Raw genomic sequence first — 18,000 nt, forward strand, 5'->3', positions numbered from 1 at the left:
ACCGGGTCGGACCGGGTCGGACCTGGCCGCCACGAGCGCGTTCGTGGGCAACCGGCGGCCCAATCGGGTCAAGTATCGGCAGAACAGGTTCTTCCGGGCGCCGACTCCGGGACGATGCGCCGAGGACCGTGATCCACGCGGTCCGTCGACCTCCGTCCTGGGAGGACCCCATGAGGAAACGCGCAGCAGCGCTGTGCGGTGCCGCCGCCGTCGTGGCCGGGGCGTTGACCGCCGTGCCCGCCGACGCGATCCCGTCGCCCGCCGCACGGGCCGCGCCGGCGGCCGGACCCGCCTGGGAGAAGTGCGGCACCACCGACCACCCGACGCTGCAGTGCGCGTCCCTGAAGGTGCCGCTCGACCACGCCGACCCGGGCGGGGAGCAGATCACGCTCGCGCTGTCCCGGGTGCCGCACACCGCCAGGGCGTACCAGGGGCCGCTGCTCGTCAATCCGGGCGGGCCCGGCGGCAGCGGACTGACGCTCGCCGGATTCGTCGCGTCGTCGCTGCCGAAGAAGGTGGCCGCGCAGTACGACGTCATCGGCTTCGACCCGCGCGGGGTGGGCCGGAGCACGCCGGCCCTGAACTGCCGGCCGGGGCACTTCGCCCCGGTGCGCCCGGACTCCGTCCCGTCCACCGACGGGATCGAGCGCGCCAACCTCGCGCGGGTGAAGGCCTTCGCCGAGGACTGCGGGAAGAAGTACGCGCGCGTGCTGCCGCACATGGACACCCTGAGCGCGGTCCGGGACATGGACGCGATCCGCCGGGCCGTCGGCGCGCCGGAGCTGAACTACTTCGGTTACTCGTACGGCACCTACCTCGGCGCGGTCTACGCCAAGCTGTACCCGGAGCGGGTGCGGCGCCTGGTCCTCGACTCGATCGTCGACCCCACCGGCGTCTGGTACGACAACAACCTCACGCAGGACCAGGCCTTCGACGACCGCCACCGTGCCCTGATGGCGTGGATCGCACGGCACGACGCCACCTACCGGCTCGGCACCGACCCGGACCGCGTCGAGGCGAAGTGGTACGCCGTGCGGGCCGCGCTGGCGGTGAAGCCGGCGGGCGGCAAGGTGGGGGCCGCCGAACTGGAGGACACCTTCCTGCCGGGCGGTTACTACGACGGCTACTGGCCTTACCTGGCCGACGCGTTCGCCGCGTACGCCAACGACCGCGACGCCGATCCGCTGATCGAGGCGTACGAGGACTTCGGCGCGGTCGACGCCGCCGGGGGCAACGGCTACAGCGTCTACACGGCGGTGCAGTGCCGCGACGCCCGCTGGCCGCGCGACTGGGAGAAGTGGCGCTCCGACAACTGGGCGGCCCACCGGAAGGCGCCGTTCATGACCTGGAGCAACGCCTGGTACAACGCGCCGTGCGCGTTCTGGCCGACCCGCTCGCGGGGGCCGGTGGACGTCGCGAACGGCCGACTGTCGCCGGCGCTGCTGTTCCAGGCGACGGACGACGCGGCCACCCCGTACGAGGGTGGCGCGATGATGCACGCCCTGCTCGGCGGATCCAGCCTCGTCGTCGAGGAGGGCGGCGGCAACCACGGCATCACGCTGAGCGGGAACACCTGCCTGGACAAGCACCTGGCGGCCTACCTGACCGACGGCACGGTGCCGCGCGGGACCGGTGGGGCCGACGCGGTGTGCGAGGCGCTGCCCGCCCCGAAGCCGCTGAGCGCGAAGGTCGGCTCGGGCACGGCGCACGGTACGACGCTGCACGGGCTGCTCGGCTTCCGCGGCTGACGCACCGTCGGCGGTGACCCCGTCGGGGGCGTTGTCGCACCCGTGGTCCACCATGGACGCATGAGTGAGCTGACCAGGATTCCCGCCCCCGACGGCGTCGCCGCCGCAGCCCAGTACACGCACGTCGTACTGGGCACCGGCCGTTTCGTGGCCGTCTCCGGTCAGCTCCCCCTGGACGAGGACGGCCACCTGGTCGGCGAGGGCGATCCGCGGGCCCAGGCCCGTCAGGTCTTCGAGAACCTGCGGCGCTGTCTGGCCGCCGCCGGGGCGGGCTTCGACGACGTCGTCAAACTCACCTACTTCGTCACCGACATGGCGCACATGCCGGCGGTCCGCGAGGCCCGCGCCGCGCACATGTCCGACGACCGGCTGCCGGCCGCCTCGGCCGTGCAGGTGGCCGCGCTCGTCCGGCCGGAGTTCCTGATGGAGATCGAGGCGTTCGCGGTGGTCGGCACATGACGGCCCTGCGGGTGCGCGAGATGATCCTCGGCGACTGCGACCGCGTCTCGGAGATCCGCGTCCGCGGCTGGCAGAGCGCCTACCGGGGCCTGATGCCCCAGTCCCACCTCGACGCCCTCAGCGTGACCGAGGACGCCGAGCGGCGCCGCGGCTGGTTCACGCGCGGCGACGGCGGTGTGGTGAACCTGGTCGCGGAGCGGGCCGGCGAGGTGCTGGGCTGGGCCGCGCACGGCGCCTACCGCGAGGGTGAAGTGCGCACCGAGGAAGCCGAGTTGTACGCGATCTACGTCGACCCGGCCCGCGTCGGCGGCGGCATCGGAGGAGCGCTCCTGGCCGAGTCGGTACGGCGGAGCACGGCCGCCGGCCACCGCCGCATGCACCTGTGGGTGCTCAGGGACAACACCCCGGCCCGCCGCTTCTACGAGCGCGCGGGCTTTCGGGCGGACGGCACGGAGGAACCCTCCGAGGTGGCAGGCGCGCAGGTACCGGAGGTCCGCTACACCCGCCTCCTGACGGCCTGACACGTCGGCGGCCCGACGGCCCGGCCGCCCACGGCCGGCAGCGCGGCCGGCGCCCCGTCCGGCCCGGGGCCCGGCAGATCCCCTGGGCCGACGGTCGGGCAGACCAGCGGGCCGCGGCCCGGCAAGCCTGCGGCACGGCAGGCCCACGGCCCGGCAGCAACCCCGCAGCCGCGCCGGTTCCCGCACGCCCCGACGGCTCGGTGAGCCCCCGGACCGCCTCCGGGAGCCCGCAGCCGAGACTCCCGTGCCCGGTCGCCGCGGCGCCCTGGCCCGGCACCCCGCCGCTCACCGCTGCCGGGGGATGCGGGCCAGCGCCCGTACCGCCGCCTCCGCGAGGAGGGGGTGGGCGAGGGCGTCGTCGAGCACGGGGCGGGCGCGGTCGTCGCCCAGGTCGCCCAGGCCGTCGACGCACGCGAGGGCGACCCGCCGGTACGGGTCGTGCGGGCGCAGCCGCCGCCGCAGCGTGGTGATCAGCGCGGGCACCGCCTCGGGTGCGCGCAGCTCCACCAGGAGCCGGACGGGGTGCAGGGCGTAGGCGACGCGCAGTTCGTTGGTCGCGAGGGCGGCCGCCGCCCTGGCGGTGCGCGGGTCGCCCAGGCGTGCCAGGGCGTGGGCGGCGGAGGCGCAGCGGGGCGGATCGCGGTGGTTCAGGAAGAGGACGAGGGCCTCGAAGGCGCGCCGGTCCCCGGCCAGTCCGAGGCGGAACGCGGCCAGTTCCCTCGCCCACAGGGGCTGTCCGGCGGCGGTGAGCATCTCCGCGAGCGCGTCGTGGTCCCCGGTCGCCGCCAACTCCTCGAAGGCGGCGGCCCCTCCCGACTCCTGCCGTAAGCGCTCCGTGAGCGATCGCAACTCTTCGTCCATGGAGCCGAGCCTAGAACGGTGGCGTCGGCGTCGGGACGTACATCACAAACATGAGGGGCTGGCGCGCTCGTTACCCACCGGTTAAGCTCATACGAGCGAGTTACCCACTCGCACCCCCGTTCGCGACGGCCTGGTGACGCAGCCGCCGCGGCGGAGTCGGTTCGGCACCCCAGGTGCCGCTTCGCACGACCCGGCCACGGGACAGGGCCGGTCGGTCATCACCGTTCCCCGGACGTGTGCACGTCCGCCGTGACGGTCCCGGGCGTGTGCGCTCGCAGCCCGGCAACACCCGCACCGAGCACTCCTCTTCACGCACCCCCGGTGCGTCCGGACCGCCCTTCGGGGCCGCCGGGCGCACCCGGGGCCGCTTCCAGTCGTCACCCTCATTCCTGGAGTCCCGCCATGGCCACTCCCCTGTCCCCCGCCCCCCTCTCCGACCTGCGGACGATCGCCGTCGTCGGTCTCGGCACCATGGGCACCGGCATCGCCGAGGTCCTGGCCAAGGCCGGCCGCACCGTGATCGGCATCGACGTCAGCGAGGCCCAGGCCGCGCGGTCGCTCGCCGCCCTGGAGGCCGCCACCGCCCGCGCCGTGGAGCGCGGCCGGCTCACCGGTCAGGAGCGCGCCGACGTCCTCGCCCGGATCCGCACCTCCACCGACCTCGCGGCGGTGGCCGACGCCGACCTGGTGATCGAGGTGGCGCCGGAGTCGTACGAGATCAAGCAGCAGATCTTCCGGGAGCTGGACGGGATCGTGCGGCCCGAGGCGATCCTGGCGACCGGCACCAACGCGTTGTCCGTCACCCGGCTCGCCGCCGACTCCGCGCGCCCCGAGCGGGTGCTCGGCCTGCACTTCTTCAACCCGGCGCCGGCGATGAAGCTGGTGGAGGTCGTCTCCTCGGTGCTGACCGCCCCGGCCGCCGTCGCCGCGGTCACCGACCTCGCCCTCGACCTGGGCAAGGAGCCGGTGGCGGTCGGGGACCGCCCCGGTTTCGTCGCGGACGGGCTGCTGTTCGGCTACCTGAACCAGGCCGCCGCGATGTACGAGGCGAAGTACGCCTCCCGCGAGGACATCGACGCCGCGATGCGGCTCGGCTGCGGTCTGCCGATGGGCCCGCTCGCGCTGCTCGACCTGATCGGCGTCGACACCGCGCGCACGGTCCTGGAGGCCATGTACGCCGAGTCCCACGACCGGCTGCACGCCCCCGCGCCGATCCTCAAGCAGCTCGGCGAGGCGGGCCTGACCGGCCGCAAGTCGGGCCGCGGCTTCTACACCTACGACGCCCCCGGCAGCGCGACCGTCGTGCCGGACGCCCTGACGCCCGTCGCCGGCGCGTCCGGCACCCCCGGCCGTCCGGTGCGCCGCGTCGGTGTCGCCGGCTCGGGCACGATGGCCTCCGGCATCGCCGAGGTGTTCGCGAAGGCGGGCCACGACGTCGTCCTGGCCGCCCGCAGCGAGGAGAAGGCGCAGACGGCGAAGGCCCGGATCGGCAAGTCCCTCGCGCGTTCCGTGGACAAGGGCCGGCTCACCGCCGAGGCCGCCGCGCAGACGCTGGAGCGGATCACCCCGGCCGGCTCCTACGACGCCTTCGCCGACGTCGACCTGGCCGTCGAGGCGGTCGCCGAGGACCTGGACGTCAAGCGGCAGCTGTTCGCGGCGCTGGACAAGGTGTGCAGGCCGGGCGCGGTGCTGGCCACGACCACCTCCTCACTGCCGGTCGTCGCGCTGGCCCGCGCCACCTCGCGTCCGCAGGACGTGATCGGCATGCACTTCTTCAACCCGGCGCCCGCGATGAAGCTGGTCGAGGTCGTCCGCACGGTGCTGACGGCCGAGGACGTCCACGCGACGGTCCACGAGGTCTGCGGCAGGATCGGGAAGCACGCCGTGGACTGCGGCGACCGGGCGGGCTTCATCGTCAACGCCCTGCTGTTCCCGTACCTCAACAACGCGATCAAGATGGTGCAGGAGCACTACGCCTCGCTCGACGACATCGACGCGGCGATGAAGCTGGGCGGCGGCTACCCGATGGGCCCCTTCGAGCTGCTGGACGTCGTCGGACTGGACGTGTCGCTGGCGATCGAGAAGGTCCTGCACCGCGAGTTCCGCGACCCGGGGCTGGCCCCGGCGCCGCTCCTGGAGCACCTGGTGGCCGCGGGCTGCCTCGGCCGCAAGACGGGCCGTGGCTTCCGCGAACATGCCCGCCGCTGACGGCGTCGGCGACCGGTTCAGGGCCGGTGAGGACTGGGGCGGGCTGCTCGGACCGGCGGCCCCTCCCCCGCCCGCGTGGGGCGGGGGAGGGGCCGGACACGCGCGCCGAGCTGCGCACATGCAGTACGTTCAGGGCATGTCCCAGCCCGCCAGGTCCTCACGTACACCAGCCACGCCCGACGCGCCGGAGAGTGCCGCCGGCTCCCGCGCGGCGGCCCAGCGGCTCAAGATGCGCCGAGAACTGGCGGCTGCCGCGATGGAGCTGTTCGCGACCAAGGGGTACGAGGCCACCACCGTCGACGAGATCGCGGCCGCGGCCGGGGTCGCCCGCCGCACCTTCTTCCGCCACTTCCGCTCCAAGGAAGAGGCGATCTTCCCCGATCACGACGACACCCTGATCCGTGCCGAGGCGGTGCTGAACGCGGCTCCCGCGCACGAGCACCCGCTCGACACGGTGTGCCGCGGCATCAAGGAAGTGATGAGGATGTACGCGGCCCGGCCGGAGATCTCGGTCGCCCGCTACAAGCTCACCCGCGAGGTGCCCACCCTGCGCGAGGCGGAGATCGCGTCGGTGGCGCGCTACGAGCGCCTGTTCACCCGTTACCTGCTGGGTCACTTCGACGAGCACGCCCACGACGACGACGCCAACGACGACCCGCTGCTGGCCGAGGTCGCCGCCTCCGCGGTGGTCACCGCCCACAACCACGTCCTGCGGCGCTGGCTGCGGGCCGGCGGCCAGGGCGACGTCGAGGCCCAGCTCGACCACGCCTTCGGGATCGTGCGGAAGACGTTCGGCACCGGCATCGGCGCCGGGCGCGGCACCGCCGGGGCGCGTCCGGCCGCCGCGGCGGTCTCCGAGCAGGGTGAGGTCCTGGTGACGGTCGCCCGCACCGACGCCCCGCTGCACGAGGTCATGCGGACCATCGAGCAGGCGCTCAAGGAGCGCTGAACCACTCCTCACGAGCCCATGACGCTGTGACGACGGCCACCCCACGGGGTGGCCGTTTTGGCATGTCAGGGCACCTTTTCCCGCGGATTTCCGAGCCCGTTCGATCGATCATCGCTCATTTGTTACGTAAAGATTTCATCTGAGATGAAGTTCTGGCACTCAGTGCCTTGCGAGGTGACACGCGGTGTCATACGTTGAAGGTGTCCGGGCGGCCGGCGTGCAGAGACCTTTCGTACGTCGGCTGTCCCCGCAAGCTCTCCCCCAGCGCCCCACCGGCCGGGGGGACCCCGGCTCGCGCGCCCGGACGCCTGCGTCACAGGCAACCTCCCGCGCCACAAAGCGCCGCCGCACAGCACCACCCGCCGAACCGACGGCACACCCCTACCCACCCTCAGCAGCACCGACGTAACCATCGGCGCCCCTCCCTCAGGGCGCTCACCGCCGGAGGCAACACCGTGACCGTGAAGGACATCCTGGACGCGATCCAGTCGCCGGACTCGACCCCGGACGACTTCGCCGCCCTGCCGCTCCCCGAGTCGTACCGCGCGATCACCGTGCACAAGGACGAGACGGAGATGTTCGCGGGGCTCGCCACCCGCGACAAGGACCCCCGCAAGTCGATCCACCTGGACGACGTGCCGGTGCCGGAACTCGGCCCGGGCGAGGCCCTGGTGGCCGTGATGGCCTCCTCGGTCAACTACAACTCCGTGTGGACGTCGATCTTCGAGCCGCTGTCGACGTTCGGCTTCCTGGAGCGCTACGGCCGGCTCAGCGAGCTGACCAAGCGCCACGACCTGCCGTACCACGTCATCGGCTCCGACCTCGCGGGCGTCGTCCTGCGCACCGGTCCCGGCGTCAACTCCTGGAAGCCCGGTGACGAGGTCGTCGCGCACTGCCTGTCGGTCGAGCTGGAGTCCAGCGACGGCCACAACGACACGATGCTCGACCCCGAGCAGCGCATCTGGGGCTTCGAGACCAACTTCGGCGGCCTCGCCGAGATCGCGCTGGTCAAGTCCAACCAGCTGATGCCCAAGCCGGACCACCTCAGCTGGGAGGAGGCCGCCGCCCCGGGCCTGGTCAACTCCACCGCCTACCGGCAGCTCGTCTCGCGCAACGGCGCCGGCATGAAGCAGGGCGACAACGTCCTGATCTGGGGCGCCAGCGGCGGACTCGGCTCCTACGCCACGCAGTTCGCGCTGGCCGGTGGCGCCAACCCGATCTGTGTGGTGAGCAGCCCCCAGAAGGCGGACATCTGCCGGGCGATGGGCGCCGAGGCGATCATCGACCGCAACGCCGAGGACTACCGGTTCTGGAAGGACGAGCACACCCAGGACCCGAAGGAGTGGAAGCGCTTCGGCAAGCGCATCCGCGAACTGACCGGCGGCGAGGACATCGACATCGTCTTCGAGCACCCCGGCCGCGAGACCTTCGGCGCGAGCGTCTACGTCACCCGCAAGGGCGGCACCATCACCACCTGCGCCTCGACCTCGGGCTACATGCACGAGTACGACAACCGCTACCTGTGGATGTCGCTGAAGCGGATCATCGGCTCGCACTTCGCGAACTACCGCGAGGCCTGGGAGGCCAACCGCCTCATCGCCAAGGGCAAGATCCACCCGACCCTGTCGAAGGTCTACTCCCTGGAGGAGACCGGCCAGGCCGCCTACGACGTGCACCGCAACCTCCACCAGGGCAAGGTCGGCGTGCTGTGCCTGGCCCCCGAGGAGGGCCTGGGCGTGCGCGACGCGGAGAAGCGCGCCCAGCACGTCGACGCCATCAACCGCTTCCGGAACGTCTGAGGTCACAGATGACTGAGCGTCAGAAGGACCGGCCGTGGCTCATGCGCACGTACGCCGGTCACTCCACGGCGGAGGCGTCCAACGAGCTGTACCGGCGCAACCTCGCCAAGGGCCAGACGGGCCTGTCGGTGGCGTTCGACCTGCCGACGCAGACCGGCTACGACTCCGACCACGTCCTCGCCCGCGGCGAGGTCGGCCGGGTCGGCGTGCCGGTGGCCCACCTCGGTGACATGCGCCGGCTGTTCCAGGACATCCCCCTGGAGCAGATGAACACCTCGATGACCATCAACGCCACCGCCATGTGGCTGCTGGCGCTCTACCAGGTCGTCGCCGAGGAGCAGGGTGCGGACATCACCAGGCTCCAGGGCACTACCCAGAACGACATCGTCAAGGAGTACCTGTCCCGCGGCACGCACGTGTTCCCGCCGGGACCCTCGCTCCGCCTGACGACCGACATGATCGCGTACACGGTCTCCCACATGCCGAAGTGGAACCCGATCAACATCTGCAGCTACCACCTGCAGGAGGCGGGCGCCACGCCGGTCCAGGAGATCGCGTACGCGATGTCGACGGCGATCGCCGTGCTGGACGCGGTCCGCGACAGCGGCCAGGTGCCGCGGGAGCGCATGGGCGACGTCGTCGGCCGCATCTCCTTCTTCGTCAACGCGGGCGTCCGCTTCGTCGAGGAGATGTGCAAGATGCGCGCCTTCGGCCGCATCTGGGACCGCGTCACGCGCGAGCGGTACGGCATCGAGGACCCCAAGCACCGCCGCTTCCGCTACGGCGTCCAGGTCAACTCCCTCGGACTGACCGAGGCGCAGCCGGAGAACAACGTCCAGCGGATCGTGCTGGAGATGCTGGCCGTGACCCTGTCCAAGGACGCACGCGCGCGTGCCGTGCAGCTGCCGGCCTGGAACGAGGCGCTGGGCCTGCCCCGCCCCTGGGACCAGCAGTGGTCGCTGCGCATGCAGCAGGTGCTGGCCTACGAGAGCGACCTGCTGGAGTACGACGACATCTTCGAGGGCTCGAAGGTGATCGAGGCGAAGGTGGGCGAGCTGGTCGAGGAGTCGCTCACCGAGATCGAGCGGATCCAGGAGATGGGCGGTGCGATGGCCGCCGTCGAGTCCGGCTACCTCAAGTCGCAGCTGGTGTCCTCGCACGCCGAGCGCAGGGGCCGCATCGAGTCCGGCCAGGAGAAGATCGTCGGCGTCAACGTCTTCGAGACGACCGAGCCGAACCCGCTGACCGCCGATCTCGACACGGCGATCCAGACGGTCGACCCGGCGGTCGAGGCCCGGGTCGTCGCCTCCCTGCGGAACTGGCGCGACACGCGCTACCAGCCGCCTTTCAACCATCCGCGCCCGTGCAAGGCGCTGGAGAGGCTGAAGGAGGCCGCCAAGGGCACCGGCAACCTCATGGAGGCCACGCTGGAGTGCGCCCGCGCCGGTGTCACGACCGGCGAGTGGGCCGGGGCGCTGCGCGAGGTGTTCGGCGAGTTCCGTGCCCCGACCGGTGTGTCGTCGGCTCCGGTCGCGGTGCCGGCCGAGGAGGGCTCGGCCATGTCCGACGTCCGCCGCAGGGTCGAGGTGACCGCGAAGGACATGGGCGTCGGCAAGCTGCGCTTCCTGGTCGGCAAGCCGGGCCTGGACGGGCACTCCAACGGCGCCGAGCAGATCGCCGTGCGCGCGCGCGACGCCGGCTTCGAGGTGGTCTACCAGGGCATCCGGCTGACGCCCGAGCAGATCGTGGACGCGGCGGTCGCCGAGGACGTGCACGCGGTCGGCCTGTCGATCCTGTCCGGATCGCACGCCCAGCTGGTGCCCGACGTCCTCGAACGGCTGCGTGTGGCCGGTGCCACAGACATCCCGGTGATCGCCGGTGGCATCATCCCGAACGGGGACGCCGAACAGCTCAGGGCTGCCGGCGTGGCCGCGGTCTTCACCCCGAAGGACTTCGACATCACCGGAATCATCGGCCGCATCGTCGACGAGATCCGCAAAGCGAACAAGCTCGACCCCCTGGAGGTCCCCGCATGACTGTCAACCGTCTGCGTCCCCGACGCTCGTGCCTCGCGGTTCCGGGCAGCAACCCCCGCTTCCTGGAGAAGGCGCAGGGCCTCCCGGCGGACCAGGTCTTCCTCGACCTGGAGGACGCGTGCGCGCCGCTCGCCAAGCCCGAGGCGCGGCACACCATCGTCAAGTTCCTCAACGAGGGCGACTGGACGGGGAAGACCCGGGTCGTGCGCGTCAACGACTGGACGACCGAGTGGACGTACCGCGACGTCGTCACGGTCGTCGAGGGCGCGGGTGAGAACCTCGACTGCATCATGCTGCCGAAGGTGCAGAACGCCCAGCAGGTCGTCGCCCTCGACCTGCTGCTGACGCAGATCGAGAAGACGATGGGCTTCGAGGTCGGCCGGATCGGCATCGAGGCACAGATCGAGAACGCCCAGGGTCTCAACAACGTCAACGAGATCGCGCAGGCCTCCCCGCGCATCGAGACGATCATCTTCGGCCCGGCCGACTTCATGGCGTCGATCAACATGAAGTCGCTGGTCGTGGGCGAGCAGCCGCCCGGCTACCCGGCGGACGCCTACCACTACATCCTGATGAAGATCCTGATGGCCGCCCGCGCCAACGACCTCCAGGCCATCGACGGCCCCTACCTCCAGATCCGCAACGTCGACGGCTACCGCGAGGTCGCCCGGCGCGCCGCCGCGCTCGGCTTCGACGGCAAGTGGGTGCTGCACCCGGGTCAGGTCGAGGCGTCCAACGAGATCTTCTCGCCGTCCCAGGAGGACTACGACCACGCCGAGCTGATCCTGGACGCGTACGACTACTACACGTCCGAGGCGGGCGGCAAGAAGGGCTCCGCGATGCTCGGCGACGAGATGATCGACGAGGCCAGCCGCAAGATGGCCCTGGTCGTCTCCGGCAAGGGCCGCGCGGCGGGCATGCAGCGCACCAGCAAGTTCGAGATCCCGGAGGGCTGAGCGCGATGCAGTTCGGACGCACCTACGAGGAGTTCGAGGTCGGGGCGGTCTACAAGCACTGGCCCGGGAAGACGGTCACGGAGTACGACGACCACCTGTTCTGCCTCCTCACCATGAACCACCACCCGCTCCACATGGACACGAACTATGCGGAGAAGACGACGGACTTCGGCAAGAACGTCGTCGTCGGGAACTACGTCTACTCACTGCTGCTCGGCATGTCCGTGCCGGACGTCTCCGGCAAGGCGATCGCCAACCTGGAGATCGAGTCGCTGCGGCACGTGGCGCCGACCTTCCACGGAGACACGATCTACGGCGAGACGACCGTGCTCGACAAGTGGCCGTCGAAGTCGAAGAACGACCGCGGGATCGTCCACGTCGAGACCAAGGGCTACAAGCAGGACGGCACGCTGGTCTGCGTGTTCCGCCGCAAGGTCATGGTGCCCACGGAGACGTACATCAAGGAGCGCGGCGGCGAGCAGCCGGGCCGCCCCCAGCTCAAGGAGCAGGAGAAGTAAGCCATGGCCCGTCTCGCCCAGACCGCCGGTCTGACCGACGTCCAGCAGGAGATCCTCGCGACCGTCCGCGACTTCGTGGACAAGGAGATCCTCCCGGTCGCCACCGAGCTGGAGCACCGCGACGAGTACCCGCAGGCGATCGTGGACGGCCTGAAGGAGCTGGGGCTGTTCGGCCTGATGATCCCCGAGGAGTACGGGGGCCTGGGCGAGTCGCTCCTCACCTACGCCCTGTGCGTCGAGGAGATCGCCCGCGGCTGGATGTCCGTCTCCGGCATCATCAACACGCACTTCATCGTGGCGTACATGCTCAAGCAGCACGGCACCCGGGAGCAGAAGGACCACTTCCTGCCGCGGATGGCGGCCGGCGACATCCGGGGCGCGTTCTCGATGTCGGAGCCGGGTCTCGGCTCCGACGTGTCGGCGATCACGTCGAAGGCGGTGCGGGACGGCGAGGAGTACGTCCTCGACGGCCAGAAGATGTGGCTGACGAACGGCGGTACGTCGTCGCTGGTGGCCGTTCTCGTGCGAAGTGACGAAGGACACCCCGAGGGGACCGCGCCCCACAAGTCGATGACGACCTTCCTGGTGGAGAAGGAGCCGGGCTTCGGCGAGGTCCGCCCGGGCCTGACCATCCCGGGCAAGATCGACAAGATGGGCTACAAGGGCGTCGACACCACCGAGCTGATCATGGACGGCCTGCGCGTTCCCGCGGACCGGGTGCTCGGCGGGGTCACCGGCCGCGGTTTTTACCAAATGATGGACGGCGTGGAGGTCGGCCGCGTCAACGTCGCCGCGCGTGGCTGCGGCGTCGCCCAGCGTGCCTTCGAGCTGGGTGTGGGCTACGCCCAGCAGCGGCACACCTTCGGCAAGGCGATCGCCCAGCACCAGGCCATCCAGTTCAAACTGGCCGAGATGGCTACCAAGGTCGAGGCCGCCCATGCCATGATGGTGAACGCCGCACGCAAAAAGGACTCCGGGGAACGAAACGACCTCGAGGCAGGGATGGCGAAGTACCTCGCCTCCGAGTACTGCAAGGAGGTCGTGGAGGACGCCTTCCGGATCCACGGCGGCTACGGCTTCTCCAAGGAGTACGAGATCGAGCGCCTCTACCGGGAGGCCCCGATGCTGCTCATCGGTGAAGGCACGGCCGAGATCCAGAAGATGATCATCGGGCGCAGACTGCTCGAAGAGTATCGATTCCAGGGCTAGATGTCCGGTTGGGGGTGTTTTCTTCGAGAAGAAGATCACACCCCGTCAACCACCCCACGCCGTCGACTCGGCTTCCTGGCTTACCCAGTTACGGCCCCGAACCGCTACGATCGCGGGAAAGCCGCCGTCCCCCTGTCGAAGCGCGGCATCATTCGCTACGAAGGTCATCCATGCCCCACAGCCAAACCTCTGCACCTCGCGACAGCCTGGCCGGCGTACGCCTTGCGCGCGGAGCATCGCCGTGGCTCCTCCCGACCGTCGCCACCGCCGCCGTCAGCCTGGTCCGCGCCCGCCGCTCGGGTGTCGCCAAGGCCGTCGCCGTGCCCGCCACCGCTCTCGCGGCGGGCATGCTGTGGTTCTTCCGCGACCCCGAGCGCGAGATCGCGTCCGGCAGGGTCATCTCCCCCGCCGACGGTGTGGTGCAGAGCATCATGCCGTGGAAGGACGGACGGACCCGGGTCGCGATCTTCATGAGCCCGCTCAACGTCCACGTCAACCGCGCCCCGCTGGCCGGCACGGTGACGTCGGTCGAGCACATCCCGGGCGGGTTCGTGCCGGCCTTCAACAAGGAGAGCGAGAACAACGAGCGCGTCGTCTGGCACTTCGACACCGAACTCGGTGACATCGAGATGATCCAGATCGCCGGAGCCGTCGCGCGCCGCATCGTCCCCTACATCCCCGAGGGCACGAAGGTCGAGCAGGGCGAGCGGATCGGCCTGATCCGCTTCGGCTCCCGCGTCGACATCTACCTGCCCGAGGGCGTGGACGTCGCGGTCGAGGTGGGACAGAAGACCGTGGCGGGGGTGACTCGCATTGACCGTGATTGACCCGGAGACCCAGGGTGGCTGGGTGCCCGAGGCCGACGAGGTGGACGAAGAGGAGGAGATGCCCCTCTCCCTCCGCCTGTCGATAGCCGACACCCTCACCCTCGGCAACGCCACGTGCGGATTCATGGCGGTGTACTTCACCACCACCGGCATCCTCATCCCGCACCTCACCGACAGCCAGGAATCCGGCATGGCGCGCAACAGCGCGGCCACGGCGGTCATCCTGATGCTGTGCGCGGCGGTCTTCGACCTGTTCGACGGCCTGGTCGCGCGCAAGCTGCGCTCGTCGCCGATGGGCGCGGAGCTGGACAACCTCTCCGACCTGATCAGCTTCGGCCTGGCACCGGCATACTTCGTCCTCGTCTACGGCATGGTGGCGGACGACGCCTACCAGCGAGTGGCCGCGGTCGGGGCGATCGTCGTCCTGCTGGCGGTGGTGCTCAGACTCGCGCGCTTCTCCTGTGTGACGCCGACGAACGGCATGTTCCAGGGCATGCCGTCACCGTTCGGAGCGCTGACGGTCGTGTCGATCGTGCTACTGGAGCTGCCCTTCGTGGCGACGCTCCTCGCCATTCTGGGCACCGCCTGGCTGATGGTGAGCAGGGTCGAGTACCCGAAGCCGCGCGGCCGCCTGGCCGGGGCGGTGCTCGTCTGGATCGTGCTGTCGATGGGTCTGCTGACCGCCTGGGCCTTCGACGCCCCCGGTGGCCAGCTGCTGCTCCAGACGGGTTGCGCGCTCCAGCTGGTCATGGGCGCGGTCATCCCGCTGTTCGCCACGGCCCGCCGGGTGAACAACTTCCGCGGCAACCGGCGCGAGGCGCGTGCGGCACAGCTGCCGTAGCCCTCTCCCCGCCAACGGGTGTGGCCCGGACCTTCGAGGTCCGGGCCACACCCGTTTCGGCGTCCGAGGGCATCCGCACCGCGCCCGGCCAGGCCCCGCCTCCCCACCTCATGACAGACCGGACCGGGCGGGCCGGGCCGAGCCGAGCTGGGCGGGACCGGGCCGAGCCGAGCCGGGCCGGGCGGGACCGAGCCGGGCCGGGCGGGACCGGGCCGAGCCGGGCCGGGCGGGACCGGGCCGAGCCGGGCCGGGCGGGACCGAGCCGGGCCGGGCCGGGCCGGACCAAGCCGAGCCGGGCCGGGCCGGACCAAGCTGAGGTTCCTCCGCTGTGCGGGAGTGGCTGACTGGTGCCGTGGCGGGCGACGTTCGCCCGTGAAGGAGCGGCGGCCGGTGCGTGCCCGGGGGTACCCCCGGCCGGAGGCTGGGGGGGTGCCGGCCGGAGGCCCTCGTACTGGGCGTGCTCAAGTCTTCGGCCGGTGCGGCGAGTGGGGGTCCCCCCTCCGGGGGAGCGTGCCGGGCGTCGCGACGGGGCGAACGTCGCCCGTCGCGGCACTAGCTGGTCAGGACGGGGCGGCCAAGCCGGGCAGGGCAGGGCAGGCGAGCCAGGCAGGCCAGGGCAGGCCGGCCGGCTCAGGTCAGGAAGTCCCGGCCGATCCGCTCCGCGACCCGCTCGAGGATCGGGCCGGCCTCCGCGATGCACGTGGCGACGTCCGGCTCGGCGTCCGTGAGCGGATAGGCCCGCCGGATGCCGGCCCGGCCCAGGGCCTCCGGCGGCAGCGCCAGGCGGCCGCACACCGCGACGACCTCCTTGCCGGCCGCGCGGGCGGCCGCGGCGACCCCGGCCGGCGCCTTGCCGTGCAGGGTCTGCTCGTCGAGGGATCCCTCGCCCGTGATCACCAGCTCGGCCCGCTCCAGCGCCGGCGCGAACCCCAGCACGTCGAGCATGACCTCGATGCCGGCCCGGAACCGGGCGCCCAGCAGCAGGGAGCCGTACCCGACGCCGCCCGCGGCGCCCGCTCCCGGCGCGGCGGCGTACTCGGCCGCGCGCGGCCCGACCGAGGTCTCCAGCACCTGGGCGTAGTGCGCGAGCGCCGAGTCCAGCACCGCCACGTCGTCCGGCGAGGCGCCCTTCTGCGGGCCGTAGACCGCCGGGGCGCCCTTGGGGCCGGTCAGCGGATTGTCGACGTCGCTGGCCAGGACCAGCTCCACGGAGGCGAGGCGCGGGTCGAGGCCGGAGAGGTCCGCGCTCGCCAGGTCCGCGAGGCCGCCGCCGCCCGGCGTGACGGGCTCGCCGTCCGCGGTCAGGAAGCGGGCGCCCAGCGCGGACAGCATGCCCGCGCCGCCGTCCGTGGTGGCGCTGCCGCCGACCCCGAACACGATCGTGCGCACCCCCGCGTCCAGCGCGGCCCGCAGCAGCTCGCCCGAGCCGTACGTGGAGGCCGTCAGCGGGGCGAACACGCCGGCCGGCAGCCGTTGCAGTCCGCTCGCCTCGGCCATCTCCACCACGGCGGTGTCGCCGCGCAGCGCGAACGCGGCGGTGACCTCCTGCCCGAGGGGACCGGCGACCCGTACCTCCCGGCGTTCGAACCCGGCCGCGACCGCCGCGGCGACCGTGCCGTCGCCGCCGTCGGCGACCGGCAGGGCCTCGACCTCGACCTCCGGCAGGGCCCGGCGCAGTCCGGCCGTCACCCGCTCGGCGACCTCCACGGCCGTCAGCGAGCCCTTGAACTTGTCCGCGGCCACGAGCACCCTGCGAGTGCCCCGCGCTCCAGCGTCCGCCACTTCCATCCCCTTGCTCTCCCGGGCCCACGCGCATCGGGGCCAGTCGCGCCGCTGCGACCTTAACCGGCGGACGCCTCCGCCGTCATGCCGTGTCCGGGCCGTGAACAGCCACGACGACACCGTCCACGGCCCCCCTGCCCCTGCGGGCCGGTCGCGGACGGGCGGCGCGCGCGGGCGCGGCGGGTCGCGGGATCGGGTAGACCGGAAGCATGACCGCTGTGGGCAACGGGCCCGGACTCGCCGACCGCGTCCTCGGGGGCTGGCTGGGCCGCATCGCCGGGAACATGCTGGGCAAGCCGGTCGAGCAGGGCGACCTGTGGACGCGCGACCGCATCGACCGCTATCTGCGGCGGGCGGGCGCCCTGCCGCTCACCGACTACCTGCCCGAACCGGCCCCCGACCACGACGGGCCGCCGCTGCGCCCCGAGTGGCGCCGGTGCGTCCGCGGCCGCGTCCACGGCAGCTGCCGCGACGACGACGTCGACTACGCCGTCCTCGGCCTGGACCTCCTGGAGACGCACGGCTTCGGCTTCAGCACCGAGCAGGTCGGCGATCTGTGGCTGCTGCGGCTGCCGTACCTCCAGACGTTCACCGCGGAGCGCGCGGCCTACCGCAATCTCGCGAACGGGCTGAAGCCGCCGCTGACGGCGACGTACGACAACCCGTACCAGGAGTGGATCGGCGCCCTGATCCGCGCCGACATCCACGGGTGGACCAGCCCGGGCCTCCCCCGCCGCGCCGCCGCGCTGGCCCGCCGGGACGCGGTGCTGTCGCACACCGGCAACGGGGTCTACGGCGCGATGTGGGCGGCGGCGCTGGTGTCGGCCGCGTTCACCGCGCCGTCGGTGCGGCACGCCGTGGACGAGGCGCTGGCGGTGATCCCGGCGAGCAGCCGTCTCGCCCGAGCCGTGCGCCGGGTCACCTCCCTCCACGGCACCCGCCTGAGCTGGGAGGACACGCTCGACACGGTGGCGGAGGAGACGGCGGGCCTGGGCTGGATCCACACGGTCCCGAACGCCGCCGTCCTCACCGCCGGGCTGCTGTACGGCGACGGGGACTTCACCCGCACCATCGCCCTCACCGTGCGCGGCGGCCTGGACACCGACTCGAACGGGGCGACGGCAGGTTCCGTGGCCGGGGTGCTGACCGGGGCGGCCGCGATCCCCGCCCAGTGGACGGAGCCGCTGGAGGACACCGTGCGCAGTGCCGTGTTCGGCTTCGACGGGGTGCGGATCAGCGAGCTCGCGGGGCGCACACTGCGGCTGGTGGGGGCGGACGTCCCGTGA

General features: G+C 71.9%; 15 protein-coding genes. 13 read left to right on the top strand and 2 right to left on the bottom strand.

The genetic code is table 11. From position 1 onward, the window contains the following. Positions 1–170 precede the first annotated feature (170 nt). From ACGFQC_RS16185 to ACGFQC_RS16195, 3 genes are read left to right on the top strand one after another with little or no spacing between them, the layout of a single operon-like run. Positions 171–1,748 carry an alpha/beta hydrolase gene (locus ACGFQC_RS16185; RefSeq protein ID WP_363088707.1) on the top strand — a complete coding sequence of 526 codons (1,578 nt, stop codon included), beginning with the start codon at positions 171–173 and terminating at the stop codon, positions 1,746–1,748. A 60-nt stretch (positions 1,749–1,808) separates the two neighbouring features. After that, on the top strand, positions 1,809–2,207 hold the full coding sequence (locus ACGFQC_RS16190) for a RidA family protein (protein WP_363088706.1): 399 nt from the start codon (positions 1,809–1,811) through the stop codon (positions 2,205–2,207). After that, a complete protein-coding gene (locus tag ACGFQC_RS16195; RefSeq protein ID WP_363088705.1) occupies positions 2,204–2,728 on the top strand; it encodes a GNAT family N-acetyltransferase in 525 nt (174 codons plus the stop codon). Before ACGFQC_RS16190 ends, ACGFQC_RS16195 begins: the two co-directional genes overlap by 4 nt. Before the next feature lie 285 nt (positions 2,729–3,013). Here ACGFQC_RS16195 and ACGFQC_RS16200 read toward each other — a convergent pair whose 3' ends face one another. After that, positions 3,014–3,589, bottom strand: a complete 576-nt coding sequence (locus ACGFQC_RS16200; protein WP_363088704.1) for an adenylosuccinate lyase — start codon at positions 3,587–3,589, stop codon at positions 3,014–3,016. Between the two features lie 402 nt (positions 3,590–3,991). On the opposite strand from ACGFQC_RS16200, the gene ACGFQC_RS16205 reads away from it, so the two are divergent. The 9 genes from ACGFQC_RS16205 to pssA all read left to right on the top strand — a co-directional run bounded on the left by ACGFQC_RS16205 (position 3,992) and on the right by pssA (position 14,932). After that, positions 3,992–5,797: a 3-hydroxybutyryl-CoA dehydrogenase gene (locus ACGFQC_RS16205; RefSeq protein WP_363088703.1), complete on the top strand. Its 1,806-nt coding sequence runs from the start codon at positions 3,992–3,994 to the stop codon at positions 5,795–5,797. A gap of 136 nt (positions 5,798–5,933) precedes the next feature. Next, complete coding sequence (locus ACGFQC_RS16210) at positions 5,934–6,746, top strand: TetR family transcriptional regulator (protein ID WP_363088702.1); 813 nt, start codon at positions 5,934–5,936, stop codon at positions 6,744–6,746. Between the two features lie 455 nt (positions 6,747–7,201). After that, complete coding sequence (gene ccrA / locus ACGFQC_RS16215) at positions 7,202–8,545, top strand: crotonyl-CoA carboxylase/reductase (RefSeq protein WP_363088701.1); 1,344 nt, start codon at positions 7,202–7,204, stop codon at positions 8,543–8,545. 8 nt (positions 8,546–8,553) lie between these two features. Beyond that, a complete protein-coding gene (locus ACGFQC_RS16220) occupies positions 8,554–10,581 on the top strand; it encodes a protein meaA (RefSeq protein WP_363088700.1) in 2,028 nt (675 codons plus the stop codon). Beyond that, positions 10,578–11,537, top strand: a complete 960-nt coding sequence (locus ACGFQC_RS16225; protein WP_363088699.1) for a CoA ester lyase — start codon at positions 10,578–10,580, stop codon at positions 11,535–11,537. Before ACGFQC_RS16220 ends, ACGFQC_RS16225 begins: the two co-directional genes overlap by 4 nt. Before the next feature lie 5 nt (positions 11,538–11,542). Continuing rightward, on the top strand, positions 11,543–12,055 hold the full coding sequence (locus ACGFQC_RS16230) for a MaoC family dehydratase (RefSeq protein ID WP_363088698.1): 513 nt from the start codon (positions 11,543–11,545) through the stop codon (positions 12,053–12,055). A gap of 3 nt (positions 12,056–12,058) precedes the next feature. After that, positions 12,059–13,264 (top strand): acyl-CoA dehydrogenase family protein, encoded by a 1,206-nt coding sequence (locus ACGFQC_RS16235; protein WP_363088697.1) that lies wholly within the window; start codon positions 12,059–12,061, stop codon positions 13,262–13,264. A gap of 170 nt (positions 13,265–13,434) precedes the next feature. Beyond that, complete coding sequence (locus tag ACGFQC_RS16240; protein WP_073496205.1) at positions 13,435–14,091, top strand: phosphatidylserine decarboxylase; 657 nt, start codon at positions 13,435–13,437, stop codon at positions 14,089–14,091. Between the two features lie 22 nt (positions 14,092–14,113). Further along, positions 14,114–14,932 (top strand): CDP-diacylglycerol--serine O-phosphatidyltransferase, encoded by an 819-nt coding sequence (gene pssA / locus ACGFQC_RS16245; protein WP_363088863.1) that lies wholly within the window; start codon positions 14,114–14,116, stop codon positions 14,930–14,932. Between the two features lie 630 nt (positions 14,933–15,562). On the opposite strand, the gene ACGFQC_RS16250 is transcribed toward pssA, so the two are convergent. After that, positions 15,563–16,681, bottom strand: coding sequence for a glycerate kinase (locus ACGFQC_RS16250; protein WP_363088862.1), 1,119 nt, complete (start codon positions 16,679–16,681; stop codon positions 15,563–15,565). Between the two features lie 242 nt (positions 16,682–16,923). On the opposite strand from ACGFQC_RS16250, the gene ACGFQC_RS16255 reads away from it, so the two are divergent. Then, positions 16,924–18,000: an ADP-ribosylglycohydrolase family protein gene (locus ACGFQC_RS16255; protein WP_363088696.1), complete on the top strand. Its 1,077-nt coding sequence runs from the start codon at positions 16,924–16,926 to the stop codon at positions 17,998–18,000.

The organism is Streptomyces sp. NPDC048734 (assembly GCF_043198675.1).
Lineage (GTDB): Bacteria > Actinomycetota > Actinomycetes > Streptomycetales > Streptomycetaceae > Streptomyces.

Excerpts from the sequence above, each read along its gene's own strand:
- ACGFQC_RS16185 (WP_363088707.1), top strand. The coding sequence starts at position 171 with ATGAGGAAACGCGCAGCAGCGCTGTGCGGTGCCGCCGCCGTCGTGGCC.
- ACGFQC_RS16190 (WP_363088706.1), top strand. The coding sequence starts at position 1,809 with ATGAGTGAGCTGACCAGGATTCCCGCCCCCGACGGCGTCGCCGCCGCA.
- ACGFQC_RS16195 (WP_363088705.1), top strand. The coding sequence starts at position 2,204 with ATGACGGCCCTGCGGGTGCGCGAGATGATCCTCGGCGACTGCGACCGC.
- ACGFQC_RS16200 (WP_363088704.1), bottom strand. The coding sequence starts at position 3,589 with ATGGACGAAGAGTTGCGATCGCTCACGGAGCGCTTACGGCAGGAGTCG.
- ACGFQC_RS16205 (WP_363088703.1), top strand. The coding sequence starts at position 3,992 with ATGGCCACTCCCCTGTCCCCCGCCCCCCTCTCCGACCTGCGGACGATC.
- ACGFQC_RS16210 (WP_363088702.1), top strand. The coding sequence starts at position 5,934 with ATGTCCCAGCCCGCCAGGTCCTCACGTACACCAGCCACGCCCGACGCG.
- ACGFQC_RS16220 (WP_363088700.1), top strand. The coding sequence starts at position 8,554 with ATGACTGAGCGTCAGAAGGACCGGCCGTGGCTCATGCGCACGTACGCC.
- ACGFQC_RS16225 (WP_363088699.1), top strand. The coding sequence starts at position 10,578 with ATGACTGTCAACCGTCTGCGTCCCCGACGCTCGTGCCTCGCGGTTCCG.
- ACGFQC_RS16230 (WP_363088698.1), top strand. The coding sequence starts at position 11,543 with ATGCAGTTCGGACGCACCTACGAGGAGTTCGAGGTCGGGGCGGTCTAC.
- ACGFQC_RS16235 (WP_363088697.1), top strand. The coding sequence starts at position 12,059 with ATGGCCCGTCTCGCCCAGACCGCCGGTCTGACCGACGTCCAGCAGGAG.
- ACGFQC_RS16240 (WP_073496205.1), top strand. The coding sequence starts at position 13,435 with ATGCCCCACAGCCAAACCTCTGCACCTCGCGACAGCCTGGCCGGCGTA.
- ACGFQC_RS16255 (WP_363088696.1), top strand. The coding sequence starts at position 16,924 with ATGACCGCTGTGGGCAACGGGCCCGGACTCGCCGACCGCGTCCTCGGG.